Raw genomic sequence first — 21,165 nt, 5'->3', positions numbered from 1 at the left:
GTATGGAACATTCGTAATAATTAAAGCTGATTGAGATAAGTAGTAAGGATGAATCGTGAAATAATAGATATAAATGATTATACCATTTTATTGGAAGAAGCTTCTACCGATAATAGTTTAGTTGATTCATGCTTTTTTGATGAACCTGTAATAGCTATCGCATTTTATGGTGCAGGCGATGTTGGTCTTAAGGTAAAATTTGATGGGCGAATTAAAGAGTTCCATCATACCAAAGGTATGGTACTCTCATTTTATGCAGATAGTAAAGTAGCATTTGAGCATCATGTTTCTAAACTAAAATCTTTGCAATGTCTAGTAATAGCAACTACTATTAGGAATTTAGACAAACTACCTAATGGAGAAAGTCAGTTTTTGGAACAATTTTTACATCAATTAGTACATCCAAAAGATCATTATGTTGAAGGTCCGGTATATAATATGAGCCCAGAAATGTTTCAACTGGTTGAACAATTCTTTAGTAATGCTTACGAAGGCGAAATTAAAATGCTATTCTATAAAAGTCATATTACAGCTTTACTTTCGCATTACTTTGGCCAACTGGCAAAACAAGAAAAAACAACTTTTAACTCTTCTCAACTTGAAAAAATTCATCTAGCTCAAGAAATTTTAGTATCCGATTTAGAAAATCCACCTTCCTTAACAGAGCTTGCCCATAGAATTGGAACCAATACCAATACACTTAAAATAGAATTTAAAGCACAGTTTGGTGTTCCAGTTTTTAAATACTTACAAAACGAACGTTTAAAAAAGGCCTATAGTTTAATTAAAAACGAGCAAAAAACAATTCAAGAAGCCGCTTGGGCTGTAGGTTACGATAGTTTGGGGTCGTTCTCTAACGCTTTTGAAAAAAAGTTTGGCTACAGACCTAGCCAAGTGTAAAATTCTTTTCGAATAAATCATAATTCTTTCTGAATAAGTCGCTGGAAGACAGCTGCTATAGATTTGTATCATAATTTAAAAACTAAAGATTATGATCAGTAAAAATTTATTTAGCATTTTATGTGGTATACTCGTTTGGATTTTGGGTGTTAGCTTTTACCTCTTATCATTTTATGTTCCCATTTTAGAAAATCCGGAACTTCAATCTAATATCGCATTGGCTTTAGGTATCATACCTAGCGCAGGTATAGGAACATATGTGTTCTATACAAAAAGTCACATAAAACCATCTCTATTAGGACTTACATTCGTTATGGTGGCTACGCTTCTAGATGTAATAATTACAGTTCCAGTATTTATAATTCCAAATGGTGGAAGCTATTCAGAATTCTTCGGGGATCCGATGTTTTATACCATTGTAGTTGAGTTTTACTTAATCGTATTTTATTTCGGAAAACATCTAACTCAAAACAACAAAAAATGAAAACAATAATTACAATAGCAGGTAGCAACAGTCAAAAATCTATCAACAAAAGGTTGTTGTCCTATGCATCTGGTTTACTGGAAAATGTAGAAATTATTTCTATTGACTTAAACGATTTTGTTCTACCCATTTATGGAGTTGATTTTGAAGCTAAAAATGGTATCCCAACTGCAGTTAAAAGACTAGACCAGTTATTTGATACAGCAGATGGTTTTATAATTTCTCTTGCAGAACATAATGGGTCTTATACAGCAGTATTTAAAAACACAATCGACTGGCTATCTCGCGTTAATATGAAAACATGGAGAGAAAAACCTATGCTTTTAATGGCTACTTCACCTGGTGGTCGCGGTGGCTCTACCGTATTGCAGGCTGCAGCTAACTACTTCCCCTTTATGGGAGCCAACATCACAGATACATTTTCATTGCCCTCTTTTTATGATAATTTTTCAGAAGATGGGATAACCAATGAAAGCCTAAACCAAGAACTTAATCAAAAGGCACTTCTTTTTGAACAGCAATACATTAAACAGGATTTCATCCACAAACAATAATCAAAATGGAAATAAAATTTAAAATTATCGTATTGATGTTGAGCATCTTATTTACAGGACTAACAGCAGGATTATGCTTTACTTGGTCAAACGCCATAACACCAGGCATTGGCAGGTTGGATGATTTAAGGTTCTTGCAATCTTTTCAGGCAATGAATCGTACCATCATCAATCCAAGTTTTCTCATTATATTTTTTGGTCCTGTGATTCTCTTGTTTATTAACGCCTATTTACATCGTAATGCATACCCAACAACATTCTGGTCATTTACCATAGCGGCAGTTTTCTTTTTTTTAGGTATTGGTCTTATTACGGTATTTAAAAACGTTCCACTCAATGAACTACTTGATAAAACGGTATTAGAACATCTTTCAACATTTGAGCTTAAAGAATTAAGAACCAAATTTGAGCATCCTTGGAATCGTTGGCACATTCAGCGCACTGTAGCATCTTTCACATCCTTTTCACTCTTGTTAATTGGATTGATCTATTCAAAATAAAAAACACAATAATTATAAACTTTAAAAATTTTAAAACATGAAATCAGAAGACATTTTAGTTATCGGAGGGACTGGAAAAACTGGTCGCCGAGTAGTAGAACAATTACAAAACAAGGGTATTGAACCAAGAATTGGGTCAAGAAGTGCATCACCAAGCTTTGATTGGGATAATAAAGATACTTGGGTGGATGCTTTAAACGGCATCGAAAGAATGTATGTTACGTATTATCCTGACCTAGCGGTTCCAGGAGCTAAAGAAGCCATAGAAAGTTTAACTTATTTAGCTAAAGAATTAGGAGTAAAAAAAATGGTTTTACTTTCTGGAAAAGGTGAAACCGAAGCAGAAGCTTGTGAAAACATTGTTATGGATTCGGGTATAGGTTACACTATCGTAAGAGCATCCTGGTTCAACCAAAATTGGAGCGAAAGTTTCTTTTTAGATCCTATTCTTTCTGGAGAAGTAGCACTACCAATGTCAGATGTTTTAATTCCATTTGTAGATGTTAATGATATTGCAGAAGTAGCAGCAACTGTACTACTGGATGATTCTTATAATGGTGAAATTATAGAGGTAACTGGCCCAGAATTAATCACGTTTAAGGATATTGTGAATATCATTTCAAAGGCTAGCAAAAGAAGATTAAACTTCTATGATATTACATTAGAGCAGTATATTGAGGGCATGAAGCAAATGCAAATACCTCATGATGTTGTGTGGCTAATTGAGTATTTATTTAGTCATGTTTTAACCAATCCAAAAAATCAACTAGTAGTTAATGATATTGAACGCGTTTTAGGCAGAAAAGCAAAAACATTTTCGGAATATGCTCAAGAAACCAGTGAAACTGGAATTTGGAACCAGGTAAGTGTTACATAACTATTGTCAACAACGTTTATAAGTAATAGCGATTTGAATTTCAATTCAAGTCGCTATTCGTTTTTTTATTTTGTAATTTGCTTTCCGAATGGTAACGCAGATAAAGTTGTTACTCATCATACACGAACACGATGTGTCCATTTTGACCAACTAAAAAACAATGATAAAATTCTTTAGAAAAATTAGGCAAAGTCTACTTTCAGAAGGTATCACCAGTAAGTACTTAAAATATGCCATTGGTGAAATTGTACTAGTGGTCATTGGGATATTGATTGCCGTTCAAATAAATGCCTGGCATACTTCTGTAAAAGAAAATAAGTTAAAGGCCAATTATACCCAAAACCTAATAAACGACCTCACCCAAGATACGCTACAGTTACATACACGGATAAAACAAAATCAAGGTCCCTTTTTTCTACAACGCGTTGATTCGGTAATTGCTATTCTTGAAAACCCGAACACCACACTCGAGGACATACAAGTGTTGGCCCAAAACAAACCCATAACGGGTTTAAGAACCATGAACGTATACAACAATAACACCTTCAATATTCTTATAGCTACCGGTGATATTGGTTTGTTTGAAGATGAACTTATTGAACGCATTATGGAACTGAATAGCTTACAACAAACTGAAATAGGTATTTCAAATGGAAATAGAGCCTCATATTTTGAAATGTATAATAGCTATTTGAAACAGTACATTCCCAACAATCGATCAAACAGTACTGTCATAAAAAACCTATGGATCAACAAGAGTGCCGAAGCCCATGCTCCGATTTACATTAATACCTTACGAATACAAGGACACGCCATAAGTAGGTATATAGAGGCTACGCAAAATGTTATTATAAAAACCGAAGAACTACTAGAACTTTTGAAATTACACCAAAAGGCATACTAACAAACTTATTCCTTAATTGATAATTGGTTTTTTGGTTACAGCTGAAAATTGGTTTGCAATTTATAAACCGAAAATAGTATATTATAAATCTATAATTGGCAATTGCAGAAAAGGTTACACCTTACAAAAACATAAACAATGAGAAAACAATATACATTTTTATTAATCTCAATTTCACTTTTTATAAGTTGCGCAAAAGACAAGGGTAACATACTGTTCTCATCAAATAGAAATGGAAATTCCGATATTTACATAATGGATTTTGATGGAAAAAATCAAATGCCTCTAACTCAAACAGCATTTGAAGAATGGAGTCCAACTTGGATTAATAAAAATGAAATTAGTTTTTTAAGACAGAACAATGATTCTATTTTTAGAGTTAAACTTAATCTAAAAACAATGAAAGAGTCAAGACTTAAACATCCAACCAATTGCTTATTAGATGATAAAAATGTTCTCTATTCAGATGGACTAGAAATATACACGTGTGAAGGTGATATTTTCTTGTATAGATTGACAACAAATGAAACTTTAAATATAACACATGAAATAGGTGGTTCTGCAAATTATCCAAGTTTAAGTAATGATGGAAAATATGTCATTTTCACAAGTAATCATTTAGGAAAAAATCAAATTTTTGAATATGAAGTTGACTCAAAAAGCATTCGTCAGTTAACTAATTCTAATTCAAACAATGAAAGAGGAGATCTGTCATCAAACAAAAAATTATTGGCTTATAGTTCCGACTATTTTGAAAAAGGAAACCAAGAAATAGTCATTAAGAATTTAGAAAACGGAGAACTAAAAAACATTTCGAAAAGTTCAGGCATGGAGCTAATTGCTCGATTTTCAAAAGATGGGAAAAACCTCTATTTTGGAACAAATAAAGATGGAAATTGGGAAATTTATTCCTATGATTTGGAAACAGAAAACAAAATTAGACTAACTCATAATAACAAATTTGATGGTGATCCCAGAATTCTAAAAAACAAATAACTACTTACGGCAAAGGCTATAAGTTATTATTATTAAATCTTAAATTTATAACAATACTAATTTCCTGTTAAAACAGTTTTTTAATACCCGTTTTTACACCAAGCGTTTGTATATTTAAGAAGACGCTTTCTTAAAATACAACACTATGGCAACCAACAATCTTCTCGATAGGCGTAGCACATTAAAACTAGGAACATTGGCCGTATTAGGTTTAATTGTTCCCAATATTGGATTAAGTGATAACACACAAAACTCATTTATCCACTATTCCAATGGTACTGTACCTGAACATTTCCCGAATATTCCACCCGAGGTTATTAGCGAGGTGGTTGGGAAGTCACATTTTGATTTGGATGGCGTTAAAACCTTGGTGAACAAACGCCCCGAATTGGCAAGATCGGTATGGGAATGGCGGTTTGGAGATTTTGAGTCGGCCATTGGTGCTGCTTCGCATGTAGGTAGGCGTGATATTGCACAATACCTCATCAGTCAAGGCGCGCGCCCTACCCTATTTACTTTTGCTATGCTAGGATATTACGATGTGGTGAAGGCTACAATAGCCGCTTCGCCTGGTATTCAGCAAATAACTGGTCCGCATGGCATTAGTCTGTTAGACCATGCCCTAAACGGAAGACGTATGACCGATAGTATGACTGCATCCGAAAATGATAATCTGGAACGTACCATTGATTATTTAACCAATTTAGGAAACGCTAGTGGTCCAGATTATATAGACTTATCCCTTGAAGACCAACAGAAATATTTAGGTAATTATAAATACGGTACTGGCGACACGGATGGGTTTACCATTGCCATTAACATGCGTAAACTGTTATCTTTAGGGCCCATTGGAGGCTTTGGTGGTGCATTGTATAAATTGGGTGACAATCGGTTTACTTATAATGGAGCGCCTTCGGTACAGATTTCGTTTGACATTCAAAATGGTGTGGTAGAATCACTTACGTTAACAGATCCAGATGTGCGTGTTGTAGCAAAAAAGGTGTCATGATTGTTGTGTTAGCCTGATAACTTCATCCTTAATTCGAGGAGCCAAAAAACTTCCTTAAATTGGGCTTCTGAAAGCTTTACGTTTTCAATGATTCCCACAAATCTATTGGTAGGATTAATGACAGGATTGTTAATGAAACCGATTTATAGAGCAAAACAGTGATTACTAAACATTATATTTACTCATAAAACCAACATTATAATTATGACTCAAAATATCATTAAACTCTTTTTACGTCTAGCGCTAGCCTTTGGTTTTCTATCGGCTGTTGCAGACCGATTTGGATTGTATAGTCCAGATATTTCCTCTTGGGGCAATTGGGACAGCTTTTTAGAATTTACCCAATTAATCAATCCTTGGTTTCCAGAATCCATGATTCCTGCTTTGGGAGCTGTGGCTACCGCTGCAGAAATTATTTTTGCCCTATTTTTACTTATAGGATTTAAAACGGAACTATTTGCCAAGTTAAGTGGCTGGCTCCTTTTGATGTTTGCACTTTCGATGACATTTTCAATAGGTATTAAATCAGCTTTTGATTACTCGGTTTTTGCGGCTTCTGCTGGTGCCTTTGCGTTATCCTTGATGACCAACAAGTATCTGGAGGTAGATAGCTTAATTAATAAACCCTAATAGATTATAATAATTAACCCGTTATACGTAAACACAAGCATACTATCCTTTAGAATAGTTATTAAAGTATAAAGCTATAAAAACCCACATATTTTAAAACTGGATGGCTCCATTCCATAAATTATCATCATAATTCAATTATTGTTTAAATAAGCTTCAAGATAATTATGGGTTCTAAAATATTCCTTTTGTAATTCACGAAGATGGTGTATTACCAAATCCCGATTTGCGTATTCGGGTTTTAAACAGTCTTGAAAATCATCATCACTTACCGTTAACACTATATACCAATTACCCGTTCTTGAAACATGATAATCTTGCATGAGTGGCGATTTATCACTGGATTCCCTAGCGGCATCAACAAAAATAGGTATCAAATTTATGGTTTGGGTTGATTTTTCGCGCTCATGAAAAGACATATAGTACGTTTTCTTGTTCACCATAAAGGGTACATTATATTCTACATCAATATGCTTTCGATTATATTTCATATTTATGAAATTATAAAATTCGTTGGCTCTTTTGGTGTCCTGAAAAATAAAAGCGTAATTTTTAGGCAAATCACGTTTAAACTTTTTTGCTATTTGTACTTTATCAGTTTCTATATTAGGTGCAATTTGTGTTGGAATACAGCTTGAAATAATAATGAAACCTAAAAGGAGCAGTATTTTTTTCATGAGTTGGCTTTCAAACTAAATCACAAACTTTATACCAAAACATCCAGCGACAAGTACAAATAAATGGTTAGGACATCACCAAAAGTGGAATATTGATGTTGTAAGCAATCTTTTGAATTTTATTTTCGGTAAACAGGCTCTCCCAAAATCCATGTTTTCTATGCACCATAGCCAACATATCTATGCTGTGGGATTCTACATAATGGCTAATAGTACTTAAAAACGTGCCATCTTTTATTTCAGTAAATTGGTGTGTAGCATTTTCAAAACAATCATCTAAAGATGCCTTAACCTGCTCCTGCTCCTTGGTCAACACTTTAGTGTCTGAAACATGTAAAATACTAACTTGGTAATCTTTTTGTTCCACTAAATTAATTAATGTACTCAAATCGGCTTTACAATATTTGTTTTCATAATGGCTTGTAAAGGCTACACGGTGAATGGGCTTGTAATTGTAATTATGAGGTATAGCTAAAACCGAGACTTGGCAACCTTGAATAACATGCATGGTATTGCTTCCGAGTATTTTTTTGGCAACATTGGACGCTCCTTTTGTACCCATAATAGCCAATTGAATGTTATTTTTGTCAACCAATTGATTTACAGCTGCCACTAAATTATCATAATCTATTACCGGTATAAACTCGTGCAGAATATTATTGTGTTTTGATTTAACTGTATCTATATATTTATCCAATTTTAGTTTAGCACTAGCAATAAGTTGGTCATATAAACTAGTTGTTGGCGACATACTCATTAAATCGTCTGAAACAAATGTAGATGCCTTTAAAACATGTAGAATATAAAATTGACAATCTTCATATTTAAATAATTGCATAGCATACTCCAAAGCATGGTTGGCATTATCAGAAAAATCGGTTGTTATAAGAATCTTTTTCATGGATTTAAATATTTATAATAAGATACTAATTAGTTTATAATATTGAAATGACAATTATCAGCTTCGCATATATTTCATAATTTTTAATGAGTTGCCATTTTTGATTTGTATTTTCGGCACAATAAATGATATGTATTTCGTTATATAAAAAAACTAACTATGCGTAATTTAATCGTTGCTCTTTTGGTTTGTTCAACAAACCTACTAACCGCTCAAAACACGGCTGTGTCGTCAAACGAAAAACTTGTTTTTACAGCTGCCTACAACATGTCTGGGATAATGACTGATTTGGCTGAAGTTACCATGGAAACCCAATCGGTAAAAACATCAAAAGCAACATTATTACATTTAAAATGTAAGGCAACAACATATAGTAAATGGGATAACTTTTTTAAAATTCGCGATCTTTACGAAAGTTACGTAAGCCCTACGACTTTAAAACCGTATATGTACAAAAGGGATATTAATGAAGGGGGCTATTATAAATTTATGCAATATAAATTTAAGCACAAAAGCAATACTGTTGAAAGCCTAAAGCGTAAAAGGCGAAAAGATGGTAAAACATGGGATGAGAATAAAAACATATCCATTGGGCCTTCAACCATAGACATTATTACAACCATCTACCAAATAAGAACCCTAAATCTAGATGGCGCTTCTGCAGGAAAGGTCTTTAATTTTACTGTTATATTTGATAATGAAGAGCATAAAGTTTCCTTGATTTACAAAGGAAAAGAAACCATAAGTACAGCCGTAGGGCGAAAAAGCTGTCATAAACTAGCTATAGCTGCCCAAACTGAAGTTATTCAAGGATCTAACAACAATTTATTGTGGCTAACGGCTGATGCCAACAAAATACCGGTGTATGCCAAATTTAAAATCCCTGTTGGTAATGGTGAATTAAAAATTAAATCGGCCTCTGGCCTATTAAACTAAACCTATGAAAGTATTATTTAGAATTTTAGGACTCATAGCTGCCGTTTTAGCCGTTGTATTATCGGTACTCCCCTTGTCAAACCTAGCTTTTATTCCTGCCATAGCAGCACTTGTTTTTGGCTTAATTGCTTTTTTAATGGCCAAGCAGCAACAAGAGCCCAGAAAAAGTATTCAGCTTATTTTTATCTTAACAATCATTGCTCTATCATTGGCTACCTACAAATCAATTTTTAATGAATCTGAAGTTGGCAACACTGAAGAATTGGAAAAAACAGAACAAAAATCTGAAGAAGAAGCCATTGAAGAACTCGAAGAACTTGATTTAGATGATATTGATATAGAATAGCTTTAAATATTAAATATTAGCCAAAAAATAGATAGTTCCTTCGGTGTTATCTATTTTTTTATTTTATTTGACTGACAATTAAGCTATAACATCAAAATGAAGGTATTTATTATTGCAGCTTCGTTCTGTATTGTTGGTTCTTGTGCTACCACAAAGTATAGTACAAAAATTGAGAACCTTAAAAACGATATCCATTTACAGGACAGTAGTTTGGTGATGCATTATGCCAATACCATCACTACCAATGATTTAAAAACCAACCTATACGGTTTTACTTCAGAAGCCTTTGAGGGCAGAGAAGCCGGTAGCAAAGGCCAAAAGTTAGCCGCAGAATTTTTAAAAAATTATTATGTCGATCTAAACATGAAATCGCCCTTGGGCGACACCCTTTATTTTCAACATATACCTGCATATAAATTACCAGAAAATGTTGGAAATAGTGAAAATGTTCTAGCTTTTATTGAAGGCACTGAAAAACCCGAAGAAGTTCTAATTATATCTGCACATTACGACCATTTGGGCGTGGAAAACGAATTAGTCTACCAAGGTGCTGATGATAATGGCTCTGGCACTTCTGCAGTTATGGAAATGGCTCAAGCTTTTAAACTAGCAGCTCAAGCTGGGCATAAACCCAAGCGAAGTATTCTGTTTTTACATTTAACAGCCGAAGAAATAGGACTACAAGGCTCTCAATATTATACCAATCACCCTATTTTTGAATTAAATAAAACACTTGCCAACTTAAATATTGATATGATTGGTCGTGTTGACAATAAGCACATCAATAATAAAGACTACATCTATTTAATAGGTGCCGATAGAATTAGTAAGGAGCTTCATTATATCTCTGAAAAAGTAAATAACCAATACTTTAATATGGAATTGGATTATACCTATAACGACGAAAACGACAGAAATAGATATTACGATAGATCTGACCATTATAACTTTGCCAAGCATAATATTCCGGTTATTTTTTACTTTAATGGTGAACATAGCGATTACCATCAACCTTCTGATACACCAGATAAAATAGATTACGATTTACTGGCACGCAGAACACAACTTATCTTTGCAACTGCCTGGCATTTAGCTTACAATGAAGACGCTTTATTGCTTAACGAAGATTTTTAATAATCAAGTTGGATTTAGCCTTGTTAAAGTTTGTTAAAATGAAATTGCTAATTCATTGAAATTCTGTACTTTTTCGTAATATCGCATTACAATTATTTTCACCTTAAACTGGTGATGTTAACCAACTCTTTTATACATACTTTTATGAAACGTATTTCATTACTATTAGGTATTGCTTTACTCACTCTCGGTTGTGGATCAGGTAAAGAAAACGCAACAAAGTCAGAATCAACGCAAGCTTCAACACCTGTCAATCCATCAGATTATGCATCTACTATTACGTCTGATGAGCTTAAGGACATGTTGTTTACATATGCATCAGATGATTTTGAAGGTAGAGAAACAGGACAACCTGGGCAGAAAAAAGCCGTTAATTACTTAAAGCAGCATTATATCGATATGGGTATACCAGCGGCTCAATCTAATGGTGATTATTTTCAAACGGTACCCTTACAAATAATGGAAGCCCCTAAAGTATCATTAACCGTTAATGATAAGGAGTTTAAAGCTATTGATGATTATGTGTCTGTTTTAGCTTCAAAAGATGGCAATATTAATACCAATGAAATTGTATTTGCCAGTTACGGTATTGATGACGATAAATACTCTAATTATTCAAATTTAAATGTTAAGGGTAAAGTTGTACTTATAAAATCTGGTGAACCAAGAACCGAGGATGGCAATTATGTAATTAGTGGTACTAGTGAAGCTTCTAAATGGTCGAATTTCAGACAAGAGTATGCAGCTAAACGCGATGCAGCTAAAGATAGAGGCGCTGCTGCTGTTTTATTTTATTACCCTTCTATTTACGACATGGCTGCAAGACGCTTTGGTGGTTCAAGCGGAAGAATGTCTCTAAAAGGCAAAGCTAATGATATGTACTACTTCTTAATAAATGAAAATTTAGCTAAAGCGCTTTTAAGTGATATTGATACTAATGATAGTGTTAAAACTATTTTGGCTTCAATGAACCTAATATACACGAATGCTTCAAACGATTTTACATCAGAAAACGTAGCAGCATATATTAAAGGTTCAGAAAAACCTGATGAATATATCGTGATTTCTGCCCATTTAGACCATGAAGGAGTTAAAGATGGTGAAGTTTACAATGGTGCTGATGATGATGGCTCTGGTACCATATCAATTATAGAAATAGCAGAGGCTTTTAAGGAAGCTGCCAAAAATGGTCACGGACCAAAACGCTCTGTTGTATTTTTACATGTAACTGGTGAGGAAAAAGGCTTATTGGGTTCTGCTTATTATACCGATACTGAACCTATTTTTCCTTTAGCCAATACTGTAGCCAATTTAAACATTGATATGATTGGCCGTGTAGATCCTAAACATGAGGAGGCTGGAGACGATAATTATTTATATTTAATTGGAAGTGATAAATTAAGTACTGAACTGCATAATATTTCAGAAGACATCAATAAGAAGTATATCAATATGAATTTTGATTATACCTATAACGATGATAACGATCCTAACCGTTTTTACTACCGTTCTGATCATTATAATTTTGCAAAAAACAACATTCCTGTAATATTCTATTTTAACGGTACCCATGCTGATTATCACAAACCAAGTGATACTCCTGATAAAATTCGTTACGATTTATTGGAAACCCGATCAAAACTTATTTTTTACACTGCTTGGGAATTAGCTAATCGAGACAACCGTATTGTTGTAGATAAAGCTACGGAATAGCAATATTGCTTCATTACATAATAAAAGCCTTTCAGCAAACTGAAAGGCTTTTATTTTATTAAATTTGCTTGTTTTTTGCACCTAACTTATGTCATACGCTAACCAAACCGTTAACAACAAATCTTTTATAAAACGCTTTTCGCACAAAATACGATTTAATGTTGCCTTATCCTTTTTAAATTTAAAGAGCACCGATACCTTATTGGATTTTGGAACTGGTGATGGCTATCTACTACAACTTGTATCAGAAACAAAAGCCGTCAAAGAGCTTGTAGGTTATGATCCACTTCCTAAAATGTACGATGAACTCAAAAGAAATATTGAGTCGCATCAAGCCACTAACATCAAAGTGATAAACAATTTAAATGATGTAGCACAAACAACATTTAACTATGTTACGTGTTTTGAAGTTCTTGAGCATTTTTCTGAAACAGAACAATTACAACATTTGGAAGATATAAAACGGTTGACTGACTCCAGAAGCAAAATTATTATTTCTGTACCGTTAGAAATAGGGCTCACAGCACTCTTGAAAAATAGTATTCGTATCATTGTAGGTCAAAAACACAGTAATTCTAGTTTAAAGTCTGTTACAAAAGCGATCCTAGGTTTTAAGGACACGAGAACACAATCGGGATACATACACTCTCACGTCGGTTTTAATCACAAAGATTTAGAGAAATTATTTAAAGCTAGTGGTTTAAAAATTATAAAGAAACAGTATTCCCCATTTAAGTATTTATATGGAATTTTAAATTCTCAAATCTTTTACGAATTGGAAAGGGTATAAACAAAAGAAGCCTTTCAAGAAACTGAAAGGCTTTTATTTTGGGTGGAAGATCGGTCTCGAACCGACGACCTCCTGAACCACAATCAGGCGCTCTAACCAACTGAGCTACAACCACCATTTTAAATTGGACTGCAAATGTAAATTATTTCCTTTTTTCTACAAAGCGTTTTTATAATATTATTTTAAATCAAATAAACTATTCACTGCAGGATACCGTTCAACAGTAAATCCTTCGGCATGCTCTACACCTATTAAACGCCCTAGATCTCGTGCCCTATATTTGACACTATCGGTAAAATTCTTACTCGAAATGGGTGTTTCAGGTTCATTACTTTTAGGATCGTAGAATTGTGTTTTATAGGCTAAAACGGCTTCCATTTTTGTATCTAAATATCCAGTAACATCAACTACGACATCGGGCTCTAAATTTTTCCATTGAATGTAATGATAAATGGCTTTAGGTCTCCAAGGGTCTTGATAACCATCATAATCATCACACTTGGTGTCAATTTTTAACAATCCGCTTAAAAAACAGGCATCACTCACCAAACTACTACCCTTTCCATGATCTATGTGGCGATCATCAATAGCATTACAGATAACGATTTCAGGTTTATACTTGCGAATCATTTTAATAAGCTCAATTTGGTGCTCTTTATCATTGACAAAAAAACCATCAGCAAATTCCATATTGGTTCGCATGGTAACACCCAATATTTTTGCCGCGTGTTGAGATTCTTCATCCCGTGTATCTGCAGTACCTCGTGTACCGAGTTCTCCACGTGTTAAATCAATAATACCTACTTTCTTACCTAGAGCCACTTCTTTTGCTAACACAGCTCCACAACCGAGTTCTACATCGTCAGGGTGAGCGCCAAAGGCTAAAATATCTAACTTCATGTCATTACTATATTACATATAAACTTGTACCAATTCTTTAGTACGTTGTATCGCTTGTTCAATATCGTGTATTAAATCATTCTTTGATTCAATACCAACTGAAAATCTGATAAGCTGATTGCTAATTCCAACTTTATCACGTTCTTCTTGAGTCAATAAAGCATGAGATGTTAGGTGAGGCGAAAGCATGGTGCTCTCTACTCCTGCCAAACTCATTGATGATTTAATAAGCTGCAATTGTTTTTGAAAAATACTAGCATCTAAACCCTCACGTAACTCAAAGGACATCATACCTCCAAAACCTTTCATTTGGCTTTTAGCCAATGCATAATCGGGATGTGATTTTAGTCCAGGATAATTAACGCTCTTTACATCATCATGGTTTTCTAAAAAACGGGCCATTTTTTTAGCGTTTCTATTTTGGGCTTTAACCCGTAAACCTAATGTTTTTATACTGCGTTCCAATAACCAAACGGTCATATCGCTTAAGCTACCTCCATAGTTTCTGGCAACATGCCAAACACGATTTATTATATCTTCAGATGCCATTAAAACTCCTGCTAAAATATCACTATGACCACCTATATATTTGGTTGCTGAGTGCATAACAACATCAATACCAAAATCTATTGGGTTTTGGTTTACCGGACTCGCAAAGGTATTATCTATGGTTGACAATATGCCTTTAGATTTTGCCAATTCGGCCACGCCTTTAATGTCTGTAATGGTCAGTAATGGGTTTGATGGTGTTTCAATATGTATAACTTTGGTATTGGGTTGAATGGCTCGTTCAAAATCTGAAATTTGGTAGCCATCTGTAAAGGTAAATTCAATACCATACTTCGGAAATTCTTCTTTAATAAAATTACTTGCTCCACCGTATAATGTGTTTTGAACAACCAAATGATCCCCCTTTTTTAAAAAGGTCAAAAACATCGCGCTTAAAGCAGCCATACCCGATCCAAATATTAATGCTGCTTCAGCATGTTCTAAAGCTGCCATTTTTTTTGCTAAAAACTCTTGGTTGGGTGTGTTAAAGTATCTGGGGTAGCGTTTGATATCAACATCTTCAAATTGATATGATGTAGACATATATATTGGTGAAACCGAGCCTTTAAACTGTTCGTCTTGAATTTCTCCAATATGCGTACAGATCGTATTCAGCCCATAAGCTTTCTTTGCCATAACTTTTAAATTATGCTACTAATTTACAAATTATGCCTATACTTTTACAGACTTCCAATACCCTTTTTTAAACCAAATAATCCCAATAATGGCAATCAGAATTTCTACCAAGGTAATGGCTCCAAAAACTCCAATTGGTCCAAAATCTAAAGTAACAGCTACTATATAGGCAAAGGGCAGTTGTATTAACCAAAAGCACACAAAATTTATATAGGTAGGTGTTTTGGTATCGCCTGCACCATTAAAGGCATTAATAACCACCATACCATAGCCATAGAAAATATAACCGGCTGCAATAACACGTAAGCAAAGACTTCCATACTTTACAACATCTGGTGTATCATTAAACAACAATATAATTTGAGGAGCAAAGACTAAATATACCACAGACACCAAAGCCATAAAATAGGCATTGTATTTGCCTGTTTTCCAAACCGATTGTGATGCCCGCTCTGGCTTTTCTGCACCTAAATTTTGACCAACAAGTGTTGCTGCCGCATTGCTCATTCCCCAAGCCGGCATTAACGTGAACATCATAACGCGAATAGCAATAGTATATCCAGCCAAAACCTCGCTGCCAAATTCACTCATAATACGCATAAGAAATACCCAACTTGATGTTCCTATTAAAAACTGTCCGATTCCGCCCAATGAAACCCGAATTAAATTGAACATAACCTGTGTTCTGATAATCAAATCGCGAATGCCTATTTTAATTTTTCCGTAACCGTAAAAAAGAATAATTAACTGAAATAATACAGCCGTCCCCCTGCCAATTGTAGTCGCTATAGCAGCTCCTTCTACTCCAAAAGCAGGAACCGGCCCAAAACCAAAAATAAAAATAGGATCTAAAATAATATTCAATCCGTTTGATAAGATTAAGGTCCACATAGCTATTGAAGCATTTCCTGCACCTCGAAAAACCGCATTTATTAAAAAAAGTAGCATGATGGTAACATTACCGCCAAGTAAAACCTTTGTATAGCCATACCCTTCCTCAATCAAATCGGTTTCGGCGCCCATAAGAGACAATAATTCCTTTGGATAAATTATCCCTATTGCGCTAATAATTGCTGCAACGGCAACACCTAATATGATAACTTGAACTGTAGCCTGGGAAGCGCCCTTAACATCTTTTTCCCCAATTCGTCTAGCCACTACTGCTGTTGCTGCCATACTCAAGCCAATCGCAACGGCATAAACCAAGGTAATAACTGACTCTGTTAAACCTATTGTAGCAACGGCATTTACGCTAACTTGGGAAACATACATGATGTCTACCAATGCAAAAATAGACTCCATAAGCATTTCAAGAATCATAGGAATAGAGAGCATAAAAACAGCACGCCGTATGCTTCCTGAAGTAAAATCCTGTTCTTTACCTGAAACCGCAATTTTAAAATATTTAAAAAATTGTTTAAGTGATATTGTATTCTGTGACATTTTTGAAATTATTTAATATAAACAAACCAGGACATGAAGATATCCATCATAAGTGTGTCATTGATAAAATGACTGAAAACGATAATTTATATTAAACAATCATAGGCGTTACAAATATGGAGAATTAAACTTAAATTTCAAAAAGTACGAATCAACTAATTTAATGAATTACAAATCAATGTTTTACGTTTGTGTCTTTTGAATTTCAAGAAAATTTAATTAACTTTACAACATGACTACACTAGACAAAAACGAAAATTCAGATTTTATTCAAGAATCTTTAAGCTATTTAGAGAATTTAGGTTACGACAATATTAAAGCCGATATTGAAGGTTACGAAACACCTAAATCTTACCACAAGAAAGGCAGTGATATTGTTATAACTCCAGACATTGTTGCTGAAAAAGCTGGAAGAAAGCATTATTTTGAATTGAGTTTAAAATCAGAAGAGCCTATTCTTTTGAAGTCTAAATGGCGTTTTCTAGATGTTTTAACCCGAATGAAAGACCACAAGTTTAGAATCATTACACGTCGTGGCCATTATAAGTTCACCCAAGACATGTTGGATGACCTTAACTTAGATAAGCAGCCTATAAAGCTTTAAGTTTCTAAATTTATTTCTTGTAGTATTTCGCGTATTTTCTATAGGCTAACAATCCTATTATGCCTACTATTCCAAATGCTATGGCTATAAACTTTACACTAACAATCTGGTCTCCACTGGCATAACTATGTAATCCAGCTAAATAGAAATTCACGCCAAAGTATGTCATCATAATACTTGAAAACGCAATAATGGATGCCAAGTTGAATCCGAATCTACCTCTCAATCCAGGCACCAAACGCATATGTATTACAAAGGCGTAAATCATGATACTAATTAATGCCCAAGTTTCTTTAGGATCCCAACCCCAATAACGTCCCCAACTTTCGTTGGCCCACATACCGCCTAAAAAGTTACCAATGGTAAGCATAACCAAACCAACGGTTAATGCCATTTCATTAATAATGGTTAACTCTTTTATATTAAGCAACAAACGTTCTTTATTATCTTTATTGGTGAAAATCATAAGTAAAAGTGCCACAAGCCCTAATATCATTCCCAATGTAAATGGTCCATAACTCGCTACAATTACGGCTACGTGTATCATTAGCCAATAACTATCTAAAACTGGTTGAAGATTGGCAATGGCAGGATCCATCCAATTCCAATGGGCAACCATTAAAATCATAGACGTTACAAATGCTGTAGAAGCAATGGTTAAATCACTTTTTCTTCCAAAGGCCAAACCAAAAAACATAGTTGCCCAAGCCACGTAAATCATAGATTCGTAAGCATCACTCCAAGGTGCATGACCCGATATGTACCAACGTGCTATTAACCCTAATGTATGTAATAAAAACAGCCCTACAATTATCCATTTAAAAAATTTAACTGCAAGATTCAATGCTTTGTTTCTATGGTTAAATATTTGAATAATTAGAAATACAAACATCAGTGATCCGGCATACATATACCAACTAAACAACTTCTTGAAAATGTCGTATTTATTATAGGCTATTTCTGTTTGTATCTTCTTTTCAGAAAGCATAACCTTGCTACCATACTTACGTTGCGTTTTAGTAAACGATTCTAAAATTTCATCGGCCTGATTAAAGTCCCCAGATTGCTTGGCCGTATTCAAAGAAAACAAATACGCGCTAAAACCATTATTTATGAAATTGGCATATAGTGAATCCTGAATTTTTTCGCGATAGCCTTCGCGTCTAAATTCAATAGAAGAAATCCATTTGTTGTTTTCATCATCAGGAATGGGAAATATACGCAGCGCATAGCCGTCTATTGTATTGTACAACAAATTAACTCGTTGATCGGTTTCTTTAAATTCTTTTTGAAATCCGTTAGGTATTTGAGCTTTATAGGCTTCTTCTAAATAAGGTGCTAGTTTATAATTTCCTTCAGGTGTAAAAAAGTCAACTAGAGCTATATATTTTTGATCAGTTTCAACTCCAATTATCTTTCTAATGGAATCCCCTTTTTTAGGTTTTAGATATATAATGGGCACATTGTACCAAAGCATTGGACTTTCTTGTATGGATAAGAATACTTGATTGGCATCAAAATCCTCATAAGCATCATGCTTACTTAACTTGCGCAACATTTCTGATGCAAAAGTGTTGACAGGCATCATACGGCCACCAACATCTTGAATAACCAAATGTCCAAATTTATCGGCATGTGCTTTTGGTGTTATATTGGCTCGCAAAATAGAATCTATCTGCGCTTTAGAAGGTGAGCTATGGTCATGACCGTCGTCTACGGCATGTGTTTGCGCAATACCTTGAAAGCTTAACAAGAATAATACAACAGCAGCAGCCTTAACTTTATTGGCTTTTACCTTTTCCAGTAAACGTTTTAGATTACCGAAACGTGTATTTTTATCAAACAGGATGGCCATTAAACCCAAATACAATAAAAAGTAACCAATATAAGTTGTCCAGGTCCCTAGCATATCATGATTTACAGATAACTTTGTTCCTTTTTCATCAGGATCAAAACCCGATTGAAAAAAGCGATACCCTCTGTGATCTAAAATATTGTTCATAAAAATACGATAGTTGAAATCGCCTTTTTCTTTATCAATAACCGTTACCTCACTGGCAAAGGCCGAATAACTGTTTTCAGTTCCAGGATATTTGTCTGCAATAAAATCGTTTAATTTAATACTGAATGGAAGCTCTAATATTTTTGAACCATACTTGACAGCTATATCCAATCCACCAACTGTTACTTGCTCAAAAGGTTTGCTATAGCCTTGACCTCCTAAAAGCTTTACGCTTTTGGTTTCTCCATTAGACGAAACTTTTAAGACAACGCCATCTTCATCACCTCGTAATAATTGCGATTTTTTTACAATATCAAATTTCCCTTTAATTACAGGTTTAGGAAATACCATTTGCATGTTCCCAATAATATATCGTGAACGCAATACTAATGGCTGAATACTATCTTTAACCAATTTACCTGTATTGCCAGTAGCCATAGTCATATACTCGCCTTCAAAGGGTGAGTTTATATTAAGCTCTCCATTTTTGTAAGTAATATTTACTGCACCAGATGTCTCATTATTTAACGAGAATAAAATATTATGAATACTTTGAACTTCACCTGATTTTAAAAAATGGTTATGTGGAGCACCACCACCCGCTTCAACAAGTTTAAGATATTCTTCGCCTTGGTCGTCTGGCACGATATCCTTTTCTGCGCCAGCGATGAACTTTTCCAATTCAAAAACAACTTCCTGACCATTATAGTCCGCTATGTGCTTAAAATCATTTTCCAATCGTGGAGAAAAATCAACCTCCTGCTCTACTATTCGGCGTTGAGGAACACCATTAATTTCATAATCACCATCTATATAAGCAGATATATACGTTTTTTGAGATAAAAAAACATGTTCTGTATCGCCTTCGCGAATAGCCATCATACCTTCAAAGCCAATATATCTGGTGATACCAGCGCCTATAATAATGAGTATAAATGATAAGTGTAACGTAAGGGTAGCCCATTGCTCCTTACACCACAATCGGTAACGCTTAATGTTCCCAATAAAGTTAACAACAAACATGAGCATAATAGCTTCAAACCACCAGGTGTTATAAATTAAATTTCTGGTATATGGTGTTGGAGATGTTTCTTGACCTGCATCCATAAAAGTACCTATTGCCATGGCTGCTGCAAAAGCAATAAATAAAAAGGCTGTAAGACGTGTAGAAAAGAGAATTTTGGAGAGTTTATGTAGCATAATGTGAGACTCTAAAATTGGGTCGTGCAAATTTAAGGGTTTTTGTTCATTTAGCTCTGTTAAAATTCACCTAATTCCTTTCGTGATTGAAATATATTTAAATACAAAAACGTACTCATTTTTCTAGCCCTTCGTTTGGCATTATCGGCCACTTCACCCTCAAATAGCTCATCTATGGTTTCAAACCACAAGTTCAACCATACACCAAAGTGATGCTCTGTAATACTTTGGTTGTTTTCTTGGTCTACTTTAACATGAACTTCTAACGGATTACCATAATATTTTTGTTCAAGCTTTCTTGTTATAAATAAATTAGACTCCCAAAATGTGGTTAACCGCTCAATATGTGCATTCCAATCTTTTATAATGGGCAGAAAAAAAGGGCCCAAAAACGCATCGGCTTTTACTTTATCGTAGAATGTGGAAACTAGCAAATTTACATCTGCTCTGGTTTCAATATCTTTTTTTGTCATAATGTCA

The 21,165-nt window shown here is 34.3% G+C and carries 22 protein-coding genes and 1 tRNA gene; 15 read left to right on the top strand and 8 right to left on the bottom strand.

Annotation, left to right across the window (positions count from 1 at the left end; translation table 11 throughout):
* Nucleotides 1-48 precede the first annotated feature (48 nt).
* From K7G76_RS07280 to K7G76_RS07240, 9 genes are all read left to right on the top strand, one after another.
* Nucleotides 49-900 (top strand): helix-turn-helix domain-containing protein, encoded by an 852-nt coding sequence (locus K7G76_RS07280; protein ID WP_223033497.1) that lies wholly within the window; start codon nucleotides 49-51, stop codon nucleotides 898-900.
* A gap of 91 nt (nucleotides 901-991) precedes the next feature.
* Nucleotides 992-1,384, top strand: a complete 393-nt coding sequence (locus tag K7G76_RS07275; protein ID WP_223033496.1) for a DUF5367 family protein — start codon at nucleotides 992-994, stop codon at nucleotides 1,382-1,384.
* The gene (locus K7G76_RS07270; protein WP_223033495.1) at nucleotides 1,381-1,938 is read left to right on the top strand and encodes an NADPH-dependent FMN reductase; all 558 of its coding nucleotides are present in this window, start codon (nucleotides 1,381-1,383) and stop codon (nucleotides 1,936-1,938) included. The genes K7G76_RS07275 and K7G76_RS07270 overlap by 4 nt, the downstream gene beginning before the upstream one ends.
* 5 nt (nucleotides 1,939-1,943) lie before the next feature.
* A complete protein-coding gene (locus tag K7G76_RS07265) occupies nucleotides 1,944-2,438 on the top strand; it encodes an anthrone oxygenase family protein (RefSeq protein WP_223033494.1) in 495 nt (164 codons plus the stop codon).
* Between the two features lie 37 nt (nucleotides 2,439-2,475).
* Nucleotides 2,476-3,315, top strand: coding sequence for an NmrA family NAD(P)-binding protein (locus tag K7G76_RS07260; protein ID WP_223033493.1), 840 nt, complete (start codon nucleotides 2,476-2,478; stop codon nucleotides 3,313-3,315).
* Nucleotides 3,316-3,475: 160 nt separating this feature from the next.
* Nucleotides 3,476-4,219, top strand: coding sequence for a DUF6090 family protein (locus tag K7G76_RS07255; protein ID WP_223033492.1), 744 nt, complete (start codon nucleotides 3,476-3,478; stop codon nucleotides 4,217-4,219).
* 138 nt (nucleotides 4,220-4,357) lie between these two features.
* Nucleotides 4,358-5,215 (top strand): TolB family protein, encoded by an 858-nt coding sequence (locus K7G76_RS07250; protein ID WP_223033491.1) that lies wholly within the window; start codon nucleotides 4,358-4,360, stop codon nucleotides 5,213-5,215.
* Nucleotides 5,216-5,360: 145 nt separating this feature from the next.
* Nucleotides 5,361-6,224 carry a hypothetical protein gene (locus K7G76_RS07245; protein WP_223033490.1) on the top strand — a complete coding sequence of 288 codons (864 nt, stop codon included), beginning with the start codon at nucleotides 5,361-5,363 and terminating at the stop codon, nucleotides 6,222-6,224.
* A 204-nt stretch (nucleotides 6,225-6,428) separates the two neighbouring features.
* Nucleotides 6,429-6,854, top strand: coding sequence for a DoxX family protein (locus K7G76_RS07240; protein ID WP_223033489.1), 426 nt, complete (start codon nucleotides 6,429-6,431; stop codon nucleotides 6,852-6,854).
* A gap of 134 nt (nucleotides 6,855-6,988) precedes the next feature.
* Here the strand turns inward: K7G76_RS07240 and K7G76_RS07235 are convergent, their stop codons facing one another.
* The gene (locus K7G76_RS07235) at nucleotides 6,989-7,531 is read right to left on the bottom strand and encodes a hypothetical protein (protein WP_223033488.1); all 543 of its coding nucleotides are present in this window, start codon (nucleotides 7,529-7,531) and stop codon (nucleotides 6,989-6,991) included.
* 67 nt (nucleotides 7,532-7,598) lie between these two features.
* The gene (locus K7G76_RS07230) at nucleotides 7,599-8,432 is read right to left on the bottom strand and encodes a universal stress protein (protein ID WP_223033487.1); all 834 of its coding nucleotides are present in this window, start codon (nucleotides 8,430-8,432) and stop codon (nucleotides 7,599-7,601) included.
* 159 nt (nucleotides 8,433-8,591) lie between these two features.
* Here K7G76_RS07230 and K7G76_RS07225 point away from each other — a divergent pair, with 159 nt between their 5' ends.
* The 5 genes from K7G76_RS07225 (at nucleotide 8,592) to K7G76_RS07205 (ending at nucleotide 13,351) form a co-directional block, all read left to right on the top strand.
* Entirely contained in the window at nucleotides 8,592-9,368 is a 777-nt protein-coding gene (locus tag K7G76_RS07225) for a DUF3108 domain-containing protein (protein WP_223033486.1), read from the top strand.
* Between the two features lie 4 nt (nucleotides 9,369-9,372).
* Nucleotides 9,373-9,714, top strand: coding sequence for an FUSC family protein (locus K7G76_RS07220; protein ID WP_223033485.1), 342 nt, complete (start codon nucleotides 9,373-9,375; stop codon nucleotides 9,712-9,714).
* A gap of 96 nt (nucleotides 9,715-9,810) precedes the next feature.
* Complete coding sequence (locus K7G76_RS07215) at nucleotides 9,811-10,848, top strand: M28 family peptidase (protein ID WP_223033484.1); 1,038 nt, start codon at nucleotides 9,811-9,813, stop codon at nucleotides 10,846-10,848.
* Between the two features lie 144 nt (nucleotides 10,849-10,992).
* Entirely contained in the window at nucleotides 10,993-12,561 is a 1,569-nt protein-coding gene (locus K7G76_RS07210) for a M28 family peptidase (protein ID WP_223033483.1), read from the top strand.
* 88 nt (nucleotides 12,562-12,649) lie between these two features.
* A complete protein-coding gene (locus tag K7G76_RS07205; RefSeq protein WP_223033482.1) occupies nucleotides 12,650-13,351 on the top strand; it encodes a class I SAM-dependent methyltransferase in 702 nt (233 codons plus the stop codon).
* A 40-nt stretch (nucleotides 13,352-13,391) separates the two neighbouring features.
* Here K7G76_RS07205 and K7G76_RS07200 read toward each other — a convergent pair.
* The 4 genes from K7G76_RS07200 to K7G76_RS07185 form a co-directional block, all read right to left on the bottom strand.
* Nucleotides 13,392-13,467, bottom strand: a tRNA-His gene (locus tag K7G76_RS07200).
* A 61-nt stretch (nucleotides 13,468-13,528) separates the two neighbouring features.
* Complete coding sequence (bshB1, locus tag K7G76_RS07195) at nucleotides 13,529-14,251, bottom strand: bacillithiol biosynthesis deacetylase BshB1 (RefSeq protein ID WP_223033481.1); 723 nt, start codon at nucleotides 14,249-14,251, stop codon at nucleotides 13,529-13,531.
* Nucleotides 14,252-14,263: 12 nt separating this feature from the next.
* The gene (locus K7G76_RS07190; RefSeq protein WP_223033480.1) at nucleotides 14,264-15,436 is read right to left on the bottom strand and encodes a trans-sulfuration enzyme family protein; all 1,173 of its coding nucleotides are present in this window, start codon (nucleotides 15,434-15,436) and stop codon (nucleotides 14,264-14,266) included.
* A 36-nt stretch (nucleotides 15,437-15,472) separates the two neighbouring features.
* Nucleotides 15,473-16,879, bottom strand: coding sequence for an MATE family efflux transporter (locus tag K7G76_RS07185; protein WP_223033479.1), 1,407 nt, complete (start codon nucleotides 16,877-16,879; stop codon nucleotides 15,473-15,475).
* 232 nt (nucleotides 16,880-17,111) lie between these two features.
* Here K7G76_RS07185 and K7G76_RS07180 point away from each other — a divergent pair, with 232 nt between their 5' ends.
* Nucleotides 17,112-17,483 carry a hypothetical protein gene (locus tag K7G76_RS07180; protein WP_223033478.1) on the top strand — a complete coding sequence of 124 codons (372 nt, stop codon included), beginning with the start codon at nucleotides 17,112-17,114 and terminating at the stop codon, nucleotides 17,481-17,483.
* A 10-nt stretch (nucleotides 17,484-17,493) separates the two neighbouring features.
* On the opposite strand, the gene ccsA is transcribed toward K7G76_RS07180, so the two are convergent.
* Nucleotides 17,494-20,685, bottom strand: coding sequence for a cytochrome c biogenesis protein CcsA (ccsA, locus tag K7G76_RS07175; RefSeq protein WP_223033477.1), 3,192 nt, complete (start codon nucleotides 20,683-20,685; stop codon nucleotides 17,494-17,496).
* A 59-nt stretch (nucleotides 20,686-20,744) separates the two neighbouring features.
* Complete coding sequence (locus tag K7G76_RS07170; RefSeq protein WP_223033476.1) at nucleotides 20,745-21,158, bottom strand: group III truncated hemoglobin; 414 nt, start codon at nucleotides 21,156-21,158, stop codon at nucleotides 20,745-20,747.
* Nucleotides 21,159-21,165: the final 7 nt, after the last annotated feature.

This window comes from Hanstruepera marina (assembly GCF_019880635.1).
GTDB classification, from domain to species: domain Bacteria; phylum Bacteroidota; class Bacteroidia; order Flavobacteriales; family Flavobacteriaceae; genus Hanstruepera; species Hanstruepera marina.
Note: the sequence above shows the minus strand (reverse complement) of the source record. Positions and strands in the feature narration are given on the sequence as shown.

Excerpts from the sequence above, each read along its gene's own strand:
- K7G76_RS07215 (WP_223033484.1), top strand. The coding sequence starts at position 9,811 with ATGAAGGTATTTATTATTGCAGCTTCGTTCTGTATTGTTGGTTCTTGT.
- K7G76_RS07220 (WP_223033485.1), top strand. The coding sequence starts at position 9,373 with ATGAAAGTATTATTTAGAATTTTAGGACTCATAGCTGCCGTTTTAGCC.
- K7G76_RS07185 (WP_223033479.1), bottom strand. The coding sequence starts at position 16,879 with ATGTCACAGAATACAATATCACTTAAACAATTTTTTAAATATTTTAAA.
- K7G76_RS07275 (WP_223033496.1), top strand. The coding sequence starts at position 992 with ATGATCAGTAAAAATTTATTTAGCATTTTATGTGGTATACTCGTTTGG.
- K7G76_RS07235 (WP_223033488.1), bottom strand. The coding sequence starts at position 7,531 with ATGAAAAAAATACTGCTCCTTTTAGGTTTCATTATTATTTCAAGCTGT.
- K7G76_RS07245 (WP_223033490.1), top strand. The coding sequence starts at position 5,361 with ATGGCAACCAACAATCTTCTCGATAGGCGTAGCACATTAAAACTAGGA.
- K7G76_RS07180 (WP_223033478.1), top strand. The coding sequence starts at position 17,112 with ATGACTACACTAGACAAAAACGAAAATTCAGATTTTATTCAAGAATCT.
- K7G76_RS07270 (WP_223033495.1), top strand. The coding sequence starts at position 1,381 with ATGAAAACAATAATTACAATAGCAGGTAGCAACAGTCAAAAATCTATC.
- K7G76_RS07240 (WP_223033489.1), top strand. The coding sequence starts at position 6,429 with ATGACTCAAAATATCATTAAACTCTTTTTACGTCTAGCGCTAGCCTTT.
- K7G76_RS07280 (WP_223033497.1), top strand. The coding sequence starts at position 49 with ATGAATCGTGAAATAATAGATATAAATGATTATACCATTTTATTGGAA.
- K7G76_RS07205 (WP_223033482.1), top strand. The coding sequence starts at position 12,650 with ATGTCATACGCTAACCAAACCGTTAACAACAAATCTTTTATAAAACGC.
- K7G76_RS07230 (WP_223033487.1), bottom strand. The coding sequence starts at position 8,432 with ATGAAAAAGATTCTTATAACAACCGATTTTTCTGATAATGCCAACCAT.
- K7G76_RS07255 (WP_223033492.1), top strand. The coding sequence starts at position 3,476 with ATGATAAAATTCTTTAGAAAAATTAGGCAAAGTCTACTTTCAGAAGGT.
- K7G76_RS07260 (WP_223033493.1), top strand. The coding sequence starts at position 2,476 with ATGAAATCAGAAGACATTTTAGTTATCGGAGGGACTGGAAAAACTGGT.
- K7G76_RS07190 (WP_223033480.1), bottom strand. The coding sequence starts at position 15,436 with ATGGCAAAGAAAGCTTATGGGCTGAATACGATCTGTACGCATATTGGA.
- K7G76_RS07210 (WP_223033483.1), top strand. The coding sequence starts at position 10,993 with ATGAAACGTATTTCATTACTATTAGGTATTGCTTTACTCACTCTCGGT.
- ccsA (WP_223033477.1), bottom strand. The coding sequence starts at position 20,685 with ATGCTACATAAACTCTCCAAAATTCTCTTTTCTACACGTCTTACAGCC.
- K7G76_RS07170 (WP_223033476.1), bottom strand. The coding sequence starts at position 21,158 with ATGACAAAAAAAGATATTGAAACCAGAGCAGATGTAAATTTGCTAGTT.
- bshB1 (WP_223033481.1), bottom strand. The coding sequence starts at position 14,251 with ATGAAGTTAGATATTTTAGCCTTTGGCGCTCACCCTGACGATGTAGAA.
- K7G76_RS07250 (WP_223033491.1), top strand. The coding sequence starts at position 4,358 with ATGAGAAAACAATATACATTTTTATTAATCTCAATTTCACTTTTTATA.
- K7G76_RS07265 (WP_223033494.1), top strand. The coding sequence starts at position 1,944 with ATGGAAATAAAATTTAAAATTATCGTATTGATGTTGAGCATCTTATTT.
- K7G76_RS07225 (WP_223033486.1), top strand. The coding sequence starts at position 8,592 with ATGCGTAATTTAATCGTTGCTCTTTTGGTTTGTTCAACAAACCTACTA.